Annotated in this window: 17 protein-coding genes and 1 tRNA gene; 9 read left to right on the top strand and 9 right to left on the bottom strand. The window is 45.8% G+C overall.

Annotated features, from left to right (window positions below; genetic code table 11):
- Positions 1–2: 2 nt before the first annotated feature.
- Entirely contained in the window at positions 3–893 is an 891-nt protein-coding gene (rapZ, locus tag ICN23_RS03480; RefSeq protein WP_216230928.1) for an RNase adapter RapZ, read from the top strand.
- On the opposite strand, the gene mutY is transcribed toward rapZ, so the two are convergent.
- Both mutY and mutM read right to left on the bottom strand, forming a co-directional pair.
- Positions 838–1,983 carry an A/G-specific adenine glycosylase gene (mutY, locus tag ICN23_RS03485; protein WP_216230929.1) on the bottom strand — a complete coding sequence of 382 codons (1,146 nt, stop codon included), beginning with the start codon at positions 1,981–1,983 and terminating at the stop codon, positions 838–840. The two genes, rapZ and mutY, sit on opposite strands and share 56 nt — an antisense overlap.
- A complete protein-coding gene (gene mutM / locus ICN23_RS03490) occupies positions 1,968–2,804 on the bottom strand; it encodes a bifunctional DNA-formamidopyrimidine glycosylase/DNA-(apurinic or apyrimidinic site) lyase (RefSeq protein WP_216230930.1) in 837 nt (278 codons plus the stop codon). The genes mutY and mutM overlap by 16 nt, the downstream gene beginning before the upstream one ends.
- Positions 2,805–2,839: 35 nt before the next feature.
- On the opposite strand from mutM, the gene ICN23_RS03495 reads away from it, so the two are divergent.
- The 6 genes from ICN23_RS03495 to pth all read left to right on the top strand — a co-directional run bounded on the left by ICN23_RS03495 (position 2,840) and on the right by pth (position 7,806).
- Positions 2,840–4,327 (top strand): lipoprotein insertase outer membrane protein LolB, encoded by a 1,488-nt coding sequence (locus ICN23_RS03495; RefSeq protein ID WP_216230931.1) that lies wholly within the window; start codon positions 2,840–2,842, stop codon positions 4,325–4,327.
- A gap of 11 nt (positions 4,328–4,338) precedes the next feature.
- Positions 4,339–5,217 carry a 4-(cytidine 5'-diphospho)-2-C-methyl-D-erythritol kinase gene (gene ispE / locus ICN23_RS03500; protein WP_216230932.1) on the top strand — a complete coding sequence of 293 codons (879 nt, stop codon included), beginning with the start codon at positions 4,339–4,341 and terminating at the stop codon, positions 5,215–5,217.
- A 5-nt stretch (positions 5,218–5,222) separates the two neighbouring features.
- Positions 5,223–5,299, top strand: a tRNA-Gln gene (locus tag ICN23_RS03505).
- Positions 5,300–5,353: 54 nt separating this feature from the next.
- Positions 5,354–6,319, top strand: a complete 966-nt coding sequence (locus tag ICN23_RS03510; RefSeq protein ID WP_216860536.1) for a ribose-phosphate pyrophosphokinase — start codon at positions 5,354–5,356, stop codon at positions 6,317–6,319.
- Between the two features lie 136 nt (positions 6,320–6,455).
- Complete coding sequence (locus tag ICN23_RS03515; RefSeq protein WP_216230933.1) at positions 6,456–7,100, top strand: 50S ribosomal protein L25/general stress protein Ctc; 645 nt, start codon at positions 6,456–6,458, stop codon at positions 7,098–7,100.
- 115 nt (positions 7,101–7,215) lie between these two features.
- On the top strand, positions 7,216–7,806 hold the full coding sequence (gene pth / locus ICN23_RS03520; protein ID WP_216230934.1) for an aminoacyl-tRNA hydrolase: 591 nt from the start codon (positions 7,216–7,218) through the stop codon (positions 7,804–7,806).
- A gap of 9 nt (positions 7,807–7,815) precedes the next feature.
- On the opposite strand, the gene ICN23_RS03525 is transcribed toward pth, so the two are convergent.
- The 5 genes from ICN23_RS03525 to ICN23_RS03545 are packed head-to-tail and all read right to left on the bottom strand — an operon-like array spanning position 7,816 to position 11,954.
- Positions 7,816–8,082: a YfhL family 4Fe-4S dicluster ferredoxin gene (locus ICN23_RS03525; protein WP_216230935.1), complete on the bottom strand. Its 267-nt coding sequence runs from the start codon at positions 8,080–8,082 to the stop codon at positions 7,816–7,818.
- 17 nt (positions 8,083–8,099) lie between these two features.
- Complete coding sequence (coaD, locus tag ICN23_RS03530) at positions 8,100–8,597, bottom strand: pantetheine-phosphate adenylyltransferase (protein ID WP_216230936.1); 498 nt, start codon at positions 8,595–8,597, stop codon at positions 8,100–8,102.
- A gap of 36 nt (positions 8,598–8,633) precedes the next feature.
- On the bottom strand, positions 8,634–9,230 hold the full coding sequence (gene rsmD / locus ICN23_RS03535; RefSeq protein ID WP_216230937.1) for a 16S rRNA (guanine(966)-N(2))-methyltransferase RsmD: 597 nt from the start codon (positions 9,228–9,230) through the stop codon (positions 8,634–8,636).
- Positions 9,231–9,252: 22 nt separating this feature from the next.
- Positions 9,253–10,590 (bottom strand): pitrilysin family protein, encoded by a 1,338-nt coding sequence (locus ICN23_RS03540; RefSeq protein WP_216230938.1) that lies wholly within the window; start codon positions 10,588–10,590, stop codon positions 9,253–9,255.
- Entirely contained in the window at positions 10,590–11,954 is a 1,365-nt protein-coding gene (locus tag ICN23_RS03545; protein ID WP_216230939.1) for a pitrilysin family protein, read from the bottom strand. Before ICN23_RS03545 ends, ICN23_RS03540 begins: the two co-directional genes overlap by 1 nt.
- A gap of 63 nt (positions 11,955–12,017) precedes the next feature.
- On the opposite strand from ICN23_RS03545, the gene ftsY reads away from it, so the two are divergent.
- Both ftsY and rpoH read left to right on the top strand, forming a co-directional pair.
- Positions 12,018–12,908, top strand: a complete 891-nt coding sequence (gene ftsY, locus ICN23_RS03550) for a signal recognition particle-docking protein FtsY (RefSeq protein ID WP_216230940.1) — start codon at positions 12,018–12,020, stop codon at positions 12,906–12,908.
- A gap of 93 nt (positions 12,909–13,001) precedes the next feature.
- Positions 13,002–13,925, top strand: a complete 924-nt coding sequence (rpoH, locus tag ICN23_RS03555; protein ID WP_216230941.1) for an RNA polymerase sigma factor RpoH — start codon at positions 13,002–13,004, stop codon at positions 13,923–13,925.
- Between the two features lie 36 nt (positions 13,926–13,961).
- Here the strand turns inward: rpoH and ICN23_RS03560 are convergent, their stop codons facing one another.
- Both ICN23_RS03560 and cyoE read right to left on the bottom strand, forming a co-directional pair.
- Positions 13,962–14,546, bottom strand: a complete 585-nt coding sequence (locus ICN23_RS03560; protein WP_216230942.1) for an SCO family protein — start codon at positions 14,544–14,546, stop codon at positions 13,962–13,964.
- Between the two features lie 7 nt (positions 14,547–14,553).
- Positions 14,554–15,447 (bottom strand): heme o synthase, encoded by an 894-nt coding sequence (cyoE, locus tag ICN23_RS03565; RefSeq protein ID WP_216230943.1) that lies wholly within the window; start codon positions 15,445–15,447, stop codon positions 14,554–14,556.
- Positions 15,448–15,449 lie beyond the last annotated feature (2 nt).

Below are 15,449 nucleotides of genomic sequence, written 5' to 3' on the forward strand. Positions count from 1 at the left end.
TTATGCAAATTAATCTGATTACCGGAATCTCAGGCTCAGGTAAATCAGTAGCCCTGAGGGCTTTTGAAGATGCAGGCTATGACTGCGTAGACAACCTTCCTGTTTCTCTTTTAGAAAATCTCATCACCACTCTAGAAAAAGAGCAGTGCGAACGAGTTGCAGTTGCGATAGATGCGCGTCGCGGACAATCTATTGCTGACCTGCCATCCACCCTTGAGAATTTACGCAAAAACCATCAGGTCCGAGTTGTTTTTCTAAATGCAGACACCAATACTTTGGTTCAGCGCTTTTCAGAAACACGTCGTCGCCACCCCTTATCTACCAATGCCAATCAGTCCCAATCTGCAACGCTCATTGAGGCCATTGATAAAGAGCGTAATCTGCTAGAGCCCTTACGCGCCCAGGCCCATAGTATTGATACCAGCAACATTCCTGCTCATGCGCTGCGCTCCTGGATTCAGGACCTACTCAAAGACAAGCCCGTCGGACTTACTGTCGTGTTTGAATCATTTGGATTTAAAAAAGGTGTCCCTAGCGAGGCAGATCTCGTTTTTGATGTGCGCTGTCTACCAAACCCTCACTATGACAAAGTTCTAAGGCCACTGACCGGCAATGACAAACCTGTAAAAGAATTCTTAGAGAAAATTCCAGAGGTAGTAAACATGGAAGCGGACATCACACAATTCATTCACCGCTGGCTACCTCATTACATTGCTGACGGACGTAGTTATTTAACGGTGGCCATTGGCTGTACTGGGGGTCAACATCGCTCGGTCTATTTGGTCAACCGCTTAAGTGAGCACTTTAGAGATCAAAAAGACTTTAGTAACTTGCAGCTTAATTTTTTAGATCGCCACCGCGAACTAGACTCAATTCCTGCAGCAAAACCTTAATCGGCTGCGGTAGGCCATAGCGCCCTAACTGACTTAAGAGTACCCACTTTAGATCTGGATTTGCAAACGGCAATTCCTTTGAGCAGCTTGCTTGCCATATATGCATCCATAAACGCCTATGGGTAAAGACATGCTTTATCTCATCTAGCTTTACAAAAGATTTACAAGCCTTTGCAATGGTCGCAATGCTTTCTTGTGGCAATGCAGCTTTCAGTAAATCTTGTGGGCTTAAATTAGCGTCTTTGGCGCTCTGCACCTTCGCCATCCATGGTGACTCAGGCAAAGACCAGAGGCCGCCCCATATCGCTTTGCTGGGGCGCTTTTGCAACAAAACTGAATTGCCTGAACGTATCAACAACATATTGCAATCAAATTCAGGGGATTTCGTCTTCTTGGCTTTCTGAGGCAGTAAAAGTACCTGATCACTCAGATTAGCCTGACAGTCTTTTGCGAATGGGCATTTTTTTTCAGAGCCTAAACAGACTGGTTTGCGCGATGTGCACCAAGTAGCTCCGAAGTCCATTAAAGCCTGCGTATACACCGGCATATCAGCAGGCTTTAATGGTAGCAAGTCTGCAGACAGCTTCCAAAGTCGATCATTTACTAACTTATCTTGAATAGCTCCATCCACCGCAAATAAGCGCGCCAGGATGCGTTTGACATTTGCATCTAAAATCGGCGCGCGCTCATGAAAAGCAAAAGCTGCGATCGCACCAGCTGTAGAGCGTCCAATTCCTTTTAATTGCTCAAGCAAAACGGGATCACTGGGAAACTTGCCCCCAAATTCAGCCATGACTTGCTGCGCACATGAATGCAAATTTCTAGCGCGAGAGTAATAACCTAAACCAGCCCATTCTGCTAAAACTTCATCAATATCTGCAGCAGCTAATTTTTTAACCGTTGGAAAGTGCTTCATAAAACGTGGGTAGCGCTCAAGTACTGTAGCAACCTGAGTTTGTTGCAACATAATTTCTGAGACCCAAACTGCATATGGGTCTCGATTGCCTTGCCAGGGCAAGCCCGAACGTCCACTGACCCCATGCCAAGCAATTAACTTGGGAGCAAAGGTATTGATCAGCGTTTTTGACATTGAGAGCAAAAATAGGTTGAGCGCTGGCCCTGCACTATCTGACTAATGGGTGTTTTGCATACCTTGCATGGCAATCCTTTGCGATCATAGACTTTGGTTTGCACCATGAAATGTCCGGGGTCACCATCACTATTGACAAAATCTTTCAATGAGCTGCCGCCTGCATCAATGGCTTTTTTCAGTATTAATCTGACGGCCTTTGCAAGACGAGAGCATTGTGGTCTAGTCAGCTTGCCTGCTGCCTTAGTAGGATGTATGCCGGCCTCAAATAAACTTTCAGAGCAATAAATATTGCCAACTCCAACAACAGCTTGCCCCGCCAAAAGAAATTGTTTGACTGCAACGCTACGCTTACGCGATGCTTTATACAAAATCTCCGCACCCAATTCACCTGAAAACTCTTCAGAAAATGGCTCAACGCCCAGCTTTAGCAAAAGAGTAAATTTTTCAATGGGGCCTTTAGTTTTTGGGTGCCATAAAACAGCCCCAAATTTTCGGGGATCATGCAAACGCAAGCTCAACTTACCAAACTCCAGTGTTACGCGATCATGCGTCTTCAAAGATTCTGAACTTGGCAACACTCTCAAGGTTCCCGTCATACCTAAATGAATCAGTAAGTAACCTGTATCCATTTCTAATAAAAGATACTTGCCGCGCCGCTCTATTTTGCCGATCTTTTGCCCAGGCAAGGTTTTGGCTAGATTGGAAGGCACGGGCCAACGCAAGCGCCCATCAATAATTTTGACGGCGGTGACTTTGCGACCCTCAAGGTGGGGCGCGATTCCTAATCGGGTAACTTCTACTTCTGGAAGTTCTGGCATAAATGGATTGTAGATTCGCGGATTAGAATGTGCTTATGAGTAAATTTGCACTAAGACCTCTATTAAAGGGTTTATTCCTGGCAGCCTTGACTGGCGGAGTCGTTTCACACGTCTACGCACAGCCGCAGCCAAATGGATTGCAAACGGGCGAAGCGATCTTTGAGGTACTAGCCTCCGAAATCGCCCTTCAGCGGGGCGAGGCTGGCTTGGCTTACAACACCTATCTAGAGATGGCGCGTCAATATAAAGACCCAAGGCTGGCTCAAAGAGCAATGGAAATAGCCATTGCGGGTGGATCTCCAGATTTAGCTATGCAGGCAGCTAAGACCTGGGATGAGCTATCTCCAGCCTCAGAAACAAAACCCAAAGAAGTATTGGTGACTCTGCTGATCCTCAGTAATCGTTGGTCAGATGCTGTCAAGCCAGCGATTGCTTTGCTACGCCAACAAACTCCTGCTCAACAAGAAAATACTCTCTTGCAGTTACAGGCATTGCTTGCTAAAGCAAAAGATGAATCTGAAGCGCTACGCGCCTTTTATGAAATTGCCTCAACCGTCAAAATAGCCCCCAAAGATCCAGGCTTGCTGTACACCTACGCTATGTCTGCCGAGAAAGTGGGACGCATTGATGTAATGGAAAAAACCTTGCGCGATATTCTGCGCAAAAATCCAAATGATGCGAATACATTAAACGCTCTTGGATATTCTTTGGCAGATCGGAACGAGAAGCTACCGGAAGCATTTGCACTCATCAGCAAAGCACACCAACTGTCTCCGAAAGACAGTTTTATTTTAGATAGTCTAGGTTGGGTGAATTTTCGACTTGGGAAAAACACACTTGCATTAGAGCAACTACAGCAAGCATTTGCTATGAAACCAGAGGCGGATATTGCGGCTCATGTGGGTGAAGTGCTGTGGGTCATGAATCGTCATACTGAAGCAGAAGAGATGTGGCGACAAGGTCAAAAATTAGATGCCAATAATCCAACCCTGAAAGAAACCTTAAAACGTTTTAAACCTGATTGGGCAAGGGATGATCAAGCTGCTAAGGGTTCATGGGACGGGCGCTTCGCCGTCAAAGTAATAGGCTTAACAGAAGCTCAAAATCAAGGTGGTTCTGGTGGTTTTACCTTAACCCAAGACGCACTAATAGATACCTTAGAGATACGCAATCCCATGGGTGGATCTATTGCAAAAATAATCATCAGGCCAGGTGAAGCAATCTTGGAGAGTGATGGCAAGTTAGTAACAGCAGTAGATGCAGATACCTTGGTGCAAAACACACTGGGACTGCCACTCCCAGCACGGGGGCTGTCAAACTGGTTAAGAGGTGAGGTGCGCGCTGGAAGTGAAGCCAGTGTTGATAGAAACTCCAAAGGGCAGGTAAATAAAATTAGTCAAGATGGCTGGGACTTGGTCTACACGTGGAGTAATACCAATCGTTTGGAAAAACTCACTATGACACGCAGCTCAAATATTGGTTCTATTGATATTCGTCTTGTTTTTGACCGCCCGAATGATTAAGTCGAACAATCATGGCGAACCTTGATTCCTTATCCCTTCATTCACCGGCTAAGCTCAATCTTTTTTTGCACATCGTTGGACGCAGAGCAGACGGTTATCACTTGCTGCAATCCGTCTTTCAGCTGATTGATTGGTGTGACACGCTGCACTTAAAAAGTATCTCTGAAAATACTGTGCACCGAATAAATCCGATTCCCGGGGTTCCACCTGAACAAGATTTAGTAGTGCGCGCCGCAAACTTGCTGAAAGATTTTTGTAAGTTTGAAGGTGGAGTAGAGATTGATCTACAAAAAGAAATTCCTATGGGTGCAGGCATGGGAGGCGGCTCCTCCGATGCGGCAAGTACATTGATTGGGCTGAATGCTTTATGGAATCTCAACCTATCAAAGGAAATACTTTGCTCCTTAGGCTTAAAGCTAGGAGCGGATGTCCCATTCTTTATTTTTGGCAAAAATGCCTTTGTTGAAGGTGTTGGGGAGAAAATTCAAGAAATTTCCCTTGAAACCCCTCATTTTTTGGTCGTCTTCCCCAGTCAGGCAATTGCAACCGCTAGCATTTTTCAAGACCCGGAATTGACCCGAGATCATGCTCAGATTACAATTGATGGCTTTCTTGCATCGCCATTGTTGTACCAATCGAACGATTGCCAGGCGGTAGCGATGCGGATTTGCCCAGAAGTGAAGCAAGCTTTGGATTGGATTACCCAGGCAGTACCGGGCTCACAGCCCCGAATGTCTGGTTCTGGTAGTAGCGTTTTTACAGTTTTAGACTCTAGAACTGACACCGCAAAACTAGAAAATCTTCTTCAAAATCTTCCTAAAGGGTGGGTAGGTCGGGTTGTTCGGGGGCTAAATAAAAATCCCGCTTACAATTTGATTTCTTCAGATTGACCTGTAGGGGAATCGCCAAGCTGGTTAAGGCACTGGATTTTGATTCCAGCATGCGAAGGTTCGAATCCTTCTTCCCCTGCCAAATACTGTAGAAACGACAAAGAAAACCTTTTGACCCCACAAAACCCTTAAGACTATGTCCTCCATAAACGCAGATTTATTGACTCTTTTCACAGGCAACGCAAATCCCGTTTTGGCTGAGGCTGTAGCCAAAGAACTCAAGCTCCCAATGGGAAAAGCCTTTGTAGGCCGCTTCTCAGATGGTGAGATTCAAGTAGAAATTCAAGAAAACGTTCGCGGCAAAAATGTCGTAGTGATCCAATCAACCTGTGCGCCTACAAACGACAGCTTGATGGAACTCATGATCATGATTGATGCCCTAAAACGAGCATCTGCCAGTCGCATAACCGCAGTGATTCCTTACTTCGGTTATGCCCGTCAAGACCGTCGCCCACGCTCTGCCCGCGTCGCCATCTCTGCTCGTATTGTGGCCAACATGCTTCAGTCCGTTGCTGGCATTGAGCGCGTTTTAACCATGGACCTCCATGCTGACCAGATTCAGGGCTTTTTTGATATCCCCGTCGATAACATTTATGCCTCCCCAGTCCTTTTGGCAGACCTGGAAGCCCAGAAGACTAAAAAAGATCTCATCATTGTGTCTCCCGACATTGGTGGTGTAGTTCGTGCCCGCGCAATGGCCAAACAATTAGGTACAGATTTGGCGATTATTGATAAACGCCGCCCTAAAGCCAACGTATCCGAAGTGATGCACCTCATTGGCGAAGTAGAAGGCCGCCACTGCGTCATCATGGATGACATCATCGATACCGGCGGAACCCTCTGTAAAGCCGCTGAGGCGCTAAAAGAGCGTGGTGCTAAGGGCGTTACCGCCTACTGTACTCATGCCGTGCTCTCAGGCGGTGCTGTGGCCCGTATTGCTGCATCTGAACTAGATGAGTTGGTCGTTACTGACACCATTCCGCTGACCCCAGAGGCAATGAAAGTAGCAAAAATTCGTCAATTGAGCGTTGCTCCGATCCTCGCTGAAACCCTTTCCCGCATTAGCAAAGGTGATTCAGTGATGTCCATGTTTGCCGAATAAGCCAAAAAACGCTGTTTTACCCCGTTTTTTGGCAGTTTTGAGCCTTTTGTAGGCAAAAACATCCTTTCCCACGATATAATCTAAGGCTTTTCTGTTTGGTCGCGAACGGAAATTAACCTTAACTAGGGAATTTAATATGAAAGTTGTAGCCTTTGAAAGAAGCGTACAGGGAACGGGTGCGAGCCGCCGTCTGCGCAATTCCGGAAAAACTCCGGGAATCGTTTACGGTAGTAAAGATCCAGCCTTGGTCATCGAGTTAGACCACAACGCGTTGTTCCATGCTCTCCGTAAAGAAGCATTTCACTCATCCATTTTGGATTTGGAAATTGGTGGCAAGACACAGAAAGTGTTGTTGCGCGATTACCAAATGCATCCATTTAAGCCATTGGTATTGCACATTGACTTCCAGCGCGTATCCGCGACTGAGAAAGTTCACATGCGCGTTCCATTGCACTTCACAAACGCTGACACTTCAGCTGCCGTGAAATTGCAAGGTGCTGTTATCAGCCACATCCTTACTGAACTCGAAGTTTCTTGCTTACCAGCAGACTTGCCAGAGTTCATTGAAGTGGACTTGGCTAAGATTGAAGTTGGTCACGGCGTTCATGCTAAAGACATTCCATTACCAAAAGGCGTTACCCTGGTATTGCATGTTGAGCAAGAAAATCCAGTGCTTGCTAACGCACGTATCCCAGCAGTTAAAGCTGCTGAGCCTACCGATGCGCCTGCTGCACCAGCTGCTGCAGCTCCTGCTGCTGAAGCGCCAAAGGATAAAGCTTAATCACATAGCTCAATCGCTTTTACAAGAAAGCCCGCGCAAGCGGGCTTTCTTCTTTCTATCACCCCGGTTTGCAATTCTTTTTGGCGAAATACTTTTATGTCTTTAAACTCTGTGCATGACTAAATTAATTGTTGGCCTAGGAAACCCTGGAGATGAGCACGAAGAAGATCGGCATAATGCTGGCTTCTGGTTTGTCGACGCCCTAGCAAAACAATTAGGAGTTCGTTTCGAATCTGAGAAACGTTTTCATGGGAAAGTGGCAAAGGCAAAATGGGAAGGCGAAGATCTCTTTCTGCTAAAGCCGAGCACGTATATGAATCTGAGTGGTCAAGCTGTTGGGGCGCTATGTCGCTTTCACAAAATTACCCCTGCAGATATTTTGGTAGTTCAAGATGAGCTTGATCTCAAGCCCGGAACTGCGCGCTTGAAGCTAGGCGGAGGCACTGGCGGACACAATGGTTTAAAAGATATTCAGGCACATTTAAGTACCCCAGATTATTGGCGCCTACGCTTGGGTATCGGCCACCCTAGAGATGTAGCGGGTGATGGTCGCCCTATGGATGTTGCTGATTATGTATTGCGTAGACCGCAATTAGCCGAGCAGAAACTCATCGTTGCCAGCATCGAAAATGGCCTACAAATTTTGTCGCTATTTTTAAAAGGCGATGCCCAAAACGCCATGATGGAATTGCACTCTAAAGGCTAGTCAGCAAATCTAGGCTGAATTCACCTTTTTACTGGCAGTTAATAGCCTGAACTTCACCATTAATTGCTCTTGAGATTCAACAACCTCAGGGTTGAACGGAATGCAATCTACTGGGCACACTTGGCGGCATTGAGGTGCATCGTAGTGCCCGACACATTCTGTGCATTTACTAGGGTCAATTTCGTAAATCTCCAGACCCATATAAATCGCGTCATTTGGACATTCTGGCTCACACACATCGCAATTGATGCATTCGTCCGTGATCATTAGAGCCATAACTTACTCGTCGATCCTCATTCTTTATTTTGAGTGCCAGAAGCAATTTTTTGGACGAGCCATTTTTCCACTGACGGGAAAACAAACTTACTCACATCACCGCCCATCGACGCAATTTCGCGCACGAAGGTGCCAGAAATAAATTGATATTGATCGGATGGAGTCAAAAACAAAGTCTCAACGTCAGGCAATAAGTAGCGGTTCATACCCGCCATTTGGAATTCGTACTCGAAATCGGATACAGCACGTAAACCACGCACAATCACTCGTGCATTGTGCTCACGCGCAAAATCTTTCAATAAGCCTTTAAAGCCAACAACTTTTACATTGGGATAGTGGCCAAGCACTTCCTTCGCAATATCAATCCGCTCTTGTAATGTAAAGAATGGACGCTTGCTACGGCTATCAGCGACACCCACAATCAACTCAGTAAAAATGCTAGATGCGCGGCGCACCAAATCCTCGTGACCACGAGTAAATGGATCAAATGTTCCAGGGTAAACAGCAACAGTCATATTATTCCTAAGGCTTTATCGGCTACAGGCAAGAGTTTAGCCTCTTCCGCCCCGAAATAGACAGGCTTTTACCTGTCCCGCCTCTAAGTATTTTCCACAATGCCAGTCCGGCAGTAAGGCCTCTATCTCTTCACGAGGACGACTAGATGGAAATTCGACATAAATACCACCCCCAGATGCGTCATCACACACTCTTCCCGCCTCAACCACTGTTCGATCTAATAAGCTCGAATCCTGAAAAGGTGGATCAATAAAAATCAGATTACTGGAGCGGTCTACTTGTTGTTTCAAAAACTCTAGGCTATCTCGTTGCAAGATTTCTACAACCCCTGAGACTGGTGATGACTGCAATAAAGCAAAATTAGTATTTAAGTTTGAGTGGGCCCTTTTATCCTTCTCCAACAAAATCACCAATGATGCCCCTCTTGATGCCGCTTCAAAACCTAAGGCACCGGTGCCCGCAAAAAGATCTAGGCAACGCAAACCTGTTAAATCCTGACCCAACCAATTAAATAGAGTCTCTCGAATACGATCCGTCGTAGGACGCAAGCCCGGTAAATCTAAAACCGTTAATAAGCGGCTTCTCCAGTTGCCGCCAATGATTCGAACCTTCTTAGGTGGCTCTGCCTTCAAAGGCTTATTCGCTTTATTGGACTTATTTATTTTTTGCTCCCAATACAACAATCTTCATGCGATCCATTGCAAGGTATTTTTGGAATGAAGCTTTAACTTGCTCTAATGTCACTGCCTCAACTTGTTTAGTCCAAATTTCCATCGTATCGAGCGGCAAATCATTCCAAGCAATGGAAGAAACGTTATCCAATAATTTACGGTTGTTATCTATCCGTAGTGGGTAGCCATTGATTAAGTTTGATTTAGCAGCTTCGAGTTCAGATGGAGTTGGTCCATCTGCAATAAATTGGGCAATCGTTGTACTCATAACATCTAAGGCAAGAGTGGCTTGATCATTCTTGGTTTGCAGGCCAGCCTGAAAAATGCCATTTTCCTTGCCAGGTGCAAAGTAACTAAAGACGCTATAGGCCAAGCCACGCTTCTCGCGCACTTCAGACATCAAGCGCGATACAAAACCGCCTCCACCCAAGATGTAATTACCAACCAGCAAGGGGAAATAATCGGGGTTGTTACGTGCTACTGCCGTCATCCCCATTGCAATATGGGCCTGCTGGGAATCAAACGGAATTTGAATCTCCCGTTGAGCCAAAGTTTCAATTGGGGAACGCTGTAGATCAGGCAATTTAGCAATAGGCTGACCTGACTGAGGAATCTGCTTTAACAAAGTCTGCACGATTTCAGCAGCTTGAGCGCGATCTACATCTCCGACAATACTCACAATCATACGATCACCGCGATAGAACTGCTTATGAAATTGCCTGAGGTCACTTGCATTTACAGCACCAACTGACTGAACCGTTGGTGAATTAGCTAAAGGATAGTTTCCATAAACTGATTTTTTAAATCTTCGCTCTAAAACAAACTCTGGCTTTGTTTCAGCTTCGCGCAAACTCGTAATCGTTCTTTGTTTTTCACGTTCAATAATTTTGGGGTCATACGTTGGAGCACTCAACATGGCTGCAGCTAATTGCACCGCTCTATCACGCAAGTCTTTTCTACTAAGGCTGCGAATGCGCAAAATTGCTCTTTCGCCACCCACCGACAAACCAATATTGGCGCCTAAGTCGGCAATTTCATCGGCGATTTGAGCCTCTGTTAATAGACCCTTATCGCCTCTGACACCATAATTCATCAGGCCCGCAACCATATCCGCCACACCGCTTTTGCCGGCAGGGTCATAGCGATCACCTGCATCAATACTGACCTCAATATCGACCATGGGCAATGCTTTGGTCTGGACCAAATAGGCTTGGGCGCCCTTGTAAGAATCCAACTTCTCAATCGGCAATATTGCGTAAGCATTACTCAGCACACCCAAACCTAATAGACAAGCTGAAATTATTCTTAAGAAGGCATTCATTATTTAACCTCCTTGCCAGCAGATTTACGAGTCTGTGGATCCAAAACAGCAATCGTCAAACCTTCATCAACCAAATATTTTTTTGCAACTGCCTGGACTTGCTCTGGAGTAATAGTCTGCATTTTCTCCAACACATAGTTAATGTCTTTCCAGGAAAAACCTGCCATCTCAGTGGTGCCGATTTCCATTGCCTGACCAAAGATAGAGTCACGCTTATAAATTTGATCGGACAAAATACGCACCTTAATTCTTTTGAGCTCGGACTCTAATATTCCTTTTTGCTTTACCTCTTCAAGTGACTTGCGAATACTTGCCTGAGCCTGCTCTACTATCTTACCTTTGGCCATCGTTGCACCAATTAAAAATAACTCTGGTCCGCGAGAGATCATGTCGTAACCAACGCCAACATCATTAACCACTTTTTCTTGCTTAACGAGAGTGCGATTTAGACGGGCATTGTCATAACCATCCAGAACAGCTGTTAGCAGCTCTAATGCATATGGCTCAACATCATCAAGCTTCCCAGGCTCAAGGCGGGGCACCTTCCAGGCCATAGCTAGCTGAGCATTATCCGCCGGTGCTTTTACCTGAACCTGCTTAATCCCTTTTTGAGGTGGCTCAATTTGAGGTTTGCGAACTGGCAGTTCGTGAGCAGCAGCTGCGCCGTAATATTTCTCCACCATAGCCAGAACTTGTTTTGCATCCACATCACCAGCTACCACCACGGTTGCATTATTTGGCGCGTACCAGCTGCGATACCAATCTCGTGCATCTACTGGCTTCATATTTTGTAAATCATTCATCCAACCAATCACAGGGTGACGATACGGCGAACTCATGTAAGCGGTTGCCATCAGTGACTCATTAAGCAAGCTACTTGGATTATCTTCAGTACGTAAGCGACGCTCTTCCATGACAACTTGAATTTCTTTTAAAAACTCTGCGTCGTCAAAATTGAGATTAGACATACGATCAGCCTCAAGCTTGATCACGTTTTCTAGCTTTGATTTTTCAACTTGCTGAAAGTATGCAGTGTAGTCACGGGATGTAAATGCATTTTCGCGCCCGCCTACAGCCGCTACCAAGCGTGAAAACTCTCCAGACTTCACCTTATGAGTACCTTTAAACATCATGTGCTCAAGCACGTGAGCAACACCCGTCTTACCATTCACCTCATCCATAGAGCCAGCCCGATACCAAACCATATGGGCTACCGTAGGCGCACGGTGATCTTCTCTAACAATTAATTTAAGACCATTACTCAACTGATATTCGTACGTATCAGGCGATTGAAGGCCGCTAGCCCATCCTATTTGTGTAAACAGGATGAATATGAGGGAAATTCGAAATAAATTGGAAAGCATCTGCTAAATCACCATACCTTAAGAATTAAATTGATAAGATGCATGTTTTAAATTGTATCGATTATGTTCGGCTTACGTAAAACCCTAGGATCCCTTTTCAAATCAAGCAAGGTTGATGAATCTTGGTTTGATACTTTGGAAGAATCACTCATACAAAGTGATGTGGGCCTTCCTACGACCGAACAACTCATCAGCAAACTACGTAAAGCAGCAAAATCAGAGAAGGCTTCCAGCCCCGAAGAGTTACAAGCGCTACTTATTCAAGAAGTCAGCTCATTACTCACTGCTATTGAGCCTTCACCAAATCCACTCTTTACCTGCGATAAGCCTAACACTCCAGAGGTATGGTTGGTTGTAGGGGTAAACGGTGCTGGCAAGACTACAACTATTGGCAAACTCTGCCGACTCTTTCAGTCTCAAGGTAAATCAGTTCTCCTGGCTGCTGGAGACACCTTCAGAGCCGCCGCACGTAACCAGCTTCAAGAGTGGGGTGTTCGCAATCAAGTGGGTGTCATCACCCAGGAAGGCGGTGACGCTGCCGCTGTTGCGCATGACGCAATTCATGCTGCCATCTCACGTAAGAATGACATTCTTATTATTGATACCGCAGGTCGCCTAGCAACCCAAGACAATCTGATGGAAGAACTCAAGAAGGTGAAACGTGTCATTGGCAAAGCACTCCCTGGAGCGCCTCACCACACACTGCTCGTTTTAGACGGCAATACTGGGCAGAACGGTTTGAGCCAGGTAAAGGCATTTCATGCCGCCCTGGGGCTTACTGGAATCATCGTGACCAAGCTTGATGGCACCGCCAAAGGTGGCGTGATCTGTGCCCTTGCCCACACCCTACAAGAAGGCCCAAAACCCGCTGTTCTAGCCCTAGGCAAAGGTGAGGGAATTGATGATTTAGCCCCCTTCACAGCAGGGCAATATTCTTCCGAATTATTCAATTAAATCAGTAACTTATAGAGTTAAAAAACCATTAGCACTCTCTTGACAAGAGTGCTAAAATAGTACACTACTAACACCTCATATTTATAAGAAAAAATGGTTCAAAAGAAATCTGATAAACCGAATTTGCAAACGCTGCCAGTCGCGCAGACTGCGGCGGCGTCTGCATTTCCAATGCTGCCAACTCTTGGGGTTGGCACTCTCGATTCATACATTGCGTACGTTAATCGCGTACCGATGCTCAGTGCTGCGGAAGAGTTACATCTTGCGCAGGAATTTCGTCGCACAGAAAATGTCGATGCCGCTAAAACTTTAGTGCTGTCACATTTGCGTTTAGTGGTTTCTGTTGCTCGCCAATATCTTGGCTACGGCATTCCACACGCAGACTTAATTCAAGAAGGCAACATTGGTTTGATGAAAGCAGTAAAACGCTATGACCCAAACAATGGTGCTCGCTTAGTGTCTTACGCGATTCATTGGATCAAAGCAGAAATTCATGAGTACATTCTCAAGAACTGGCGCCTGGTTAAAACTGCGACCACTAAAGCACAACGTAAATTGTTCTTTAACTTGCGCAGCAATAAACCCACCTTAAGCGCTCTGACTCCGAGTGAAGTGGATGCTTTGGCTAAAGCGCTTGATGTCAAAGGTTCTGACGTTAAAGAAATGGAAATGCGTCTTGCTGGCGGAGATGTTGCGCTTGAAGGCGATGATAGTGATGATGAGTCTGCATATGCACCTATTCAATGGCTAGCAGATAACTCACAAGAGCCTACTGCTCGCATTGCCAGCGCTGAAGCGGATGCCTTGCAGGGCCCTAAATTAGATCAAGCACTGATGGCTTTAGATGAGCGCAGTCGCAATATTGTGCAATCTCGTTGGTTAGCGATGGATGCTGAAGGCAATGGCACCAAGACATTGCATGATCTTGCTGATGAGTACGGCATCTCTGCTGAACGCGTGCGCCAAATCGAAACTGCAGCACTCAAAAAGATGCGTGGATTACTCCAGGCAGCCTAAATAAAAAAGGGTTCGAGTAAGAGCCCTTTTCATTTCTTACTTCAGTAGTTCTTTCAAATCATGTGCTAAGGTCTCAGGGCCTTGTGCGTGTTTGATATATAAACGTAAGCGACCTTCTGGATCAAATGCATAGCTACCTGCTGTGTGATCCATCGTATACGAGCCCGGCTTGGTGCCCGGTACTTTCTTGTAATAAATCTTAAAGTCTTTGGTGACCTTCTCTAATGCCGCTTCATCCGCTGGACGCAAGCCCAAGAAACGCGGATCAAATGCAGGCACATACTGCTTCAAAATCTCCGCTGTATCTCGCTCAGGATCCACCGTCACAAAAAGCACCTGGACCTTGTCTGACTGAGGTCCTAAAAGGGTCATCACTTGCTGCATTTCAGTCAAAGTGGTTGGACAAATATCAGGGCACTGCGTGTAGCCAAAGAACATCACTACCACTTTGCCCTTAAAGTCAGCCAAGGTTCTCACCTTCCCATCTGGATCCAGCAAACTAAAGTCTTTACCAAATGCAGTGCTGCCGGTGATATCAATGTTTTTAAACTCTGGCTTTGGACTGCAAGCAGTTAATACAAAACACAGAATTGCCAGAAAGCAAACACGTAGAAAATTCATATGGATCTCAGAGGAAATAGTGGTCTATTAAGAGCGCCGCAAAGAGTAGCGATAAATAGGTGATAGAAAATCGGAATGTTTTTTTAGCCAAAGCATCGCTATAAGAAATAAATAACGCAATCACATAAGCCAAGAACATCAAGCCGAGAACAATAGCTGATATTAAATACACCATACCACTCATGCCATAGATGTAAGGCAACATCGTAGCGGCAATCAAAATTAAGGTGTAAAGCACGATATTTAACAGTGTAAAGCGCTCACCATGAGTCACCGGTAGCATTGGCAAGCCCGACTGCACATAGTCATCACGGCGATACAAAGCCAAAGCCCAGAAATGTGGCGGCGTCCAAACAAAGATGATGAGAACTAAAAGCCAAGCCTCTGCAGAAAGCGTATTCGTTACTGCTGCCCAACCAAGGGCTGGCGGCATAGCACCCGACAAGCCACCGATCACAATGTTTTGTGGTGTAGCTGGTTTCAGCAACCAGGTATAGATCACTGCATAGCCAACAAAGGTAGCGAGTGTTAGCCACATCGTTAAGGGGTTGCAGAAATTCCACAAAATAATCATTCCGAGCGAGCCCAAAATGATAGAAAAAATAATGATGTGAAATGGTGTGACTTCACCAGTAGCGGATGGACGCCATGAGGTGCGCTTCATCTTGGCATCAACAGCTTGCTCAATTAAACAGTTCACCGCAAATGCTGCGCCGGCCAAAAGCCAGATACCCACAATGCCGCCAAATAACACTGGGTAAGGAACCATACCAGGCGTAGCCAAGAACATCCCAATCACCGCACAAAATACGGCGAGCTGAGTCACTCTGGGTTTGGTTAAAACCCAATATTGACGCCAACGTGGCATTGCCACAGGCGCGCTTGTTTTAGAGTCACTCATAT

Origin of the sequence: Polynucleobacter sp. MWH-Jannik1A5 (assembly GCF_018881795.1) — a bacterium.
Taxonomy (GTDB): domain Bacteria; phylum Pseudomonadota; class Gammaproteobacteria; order Burkholderiales; family Burkholderiaceae; genus Polynucleobacter.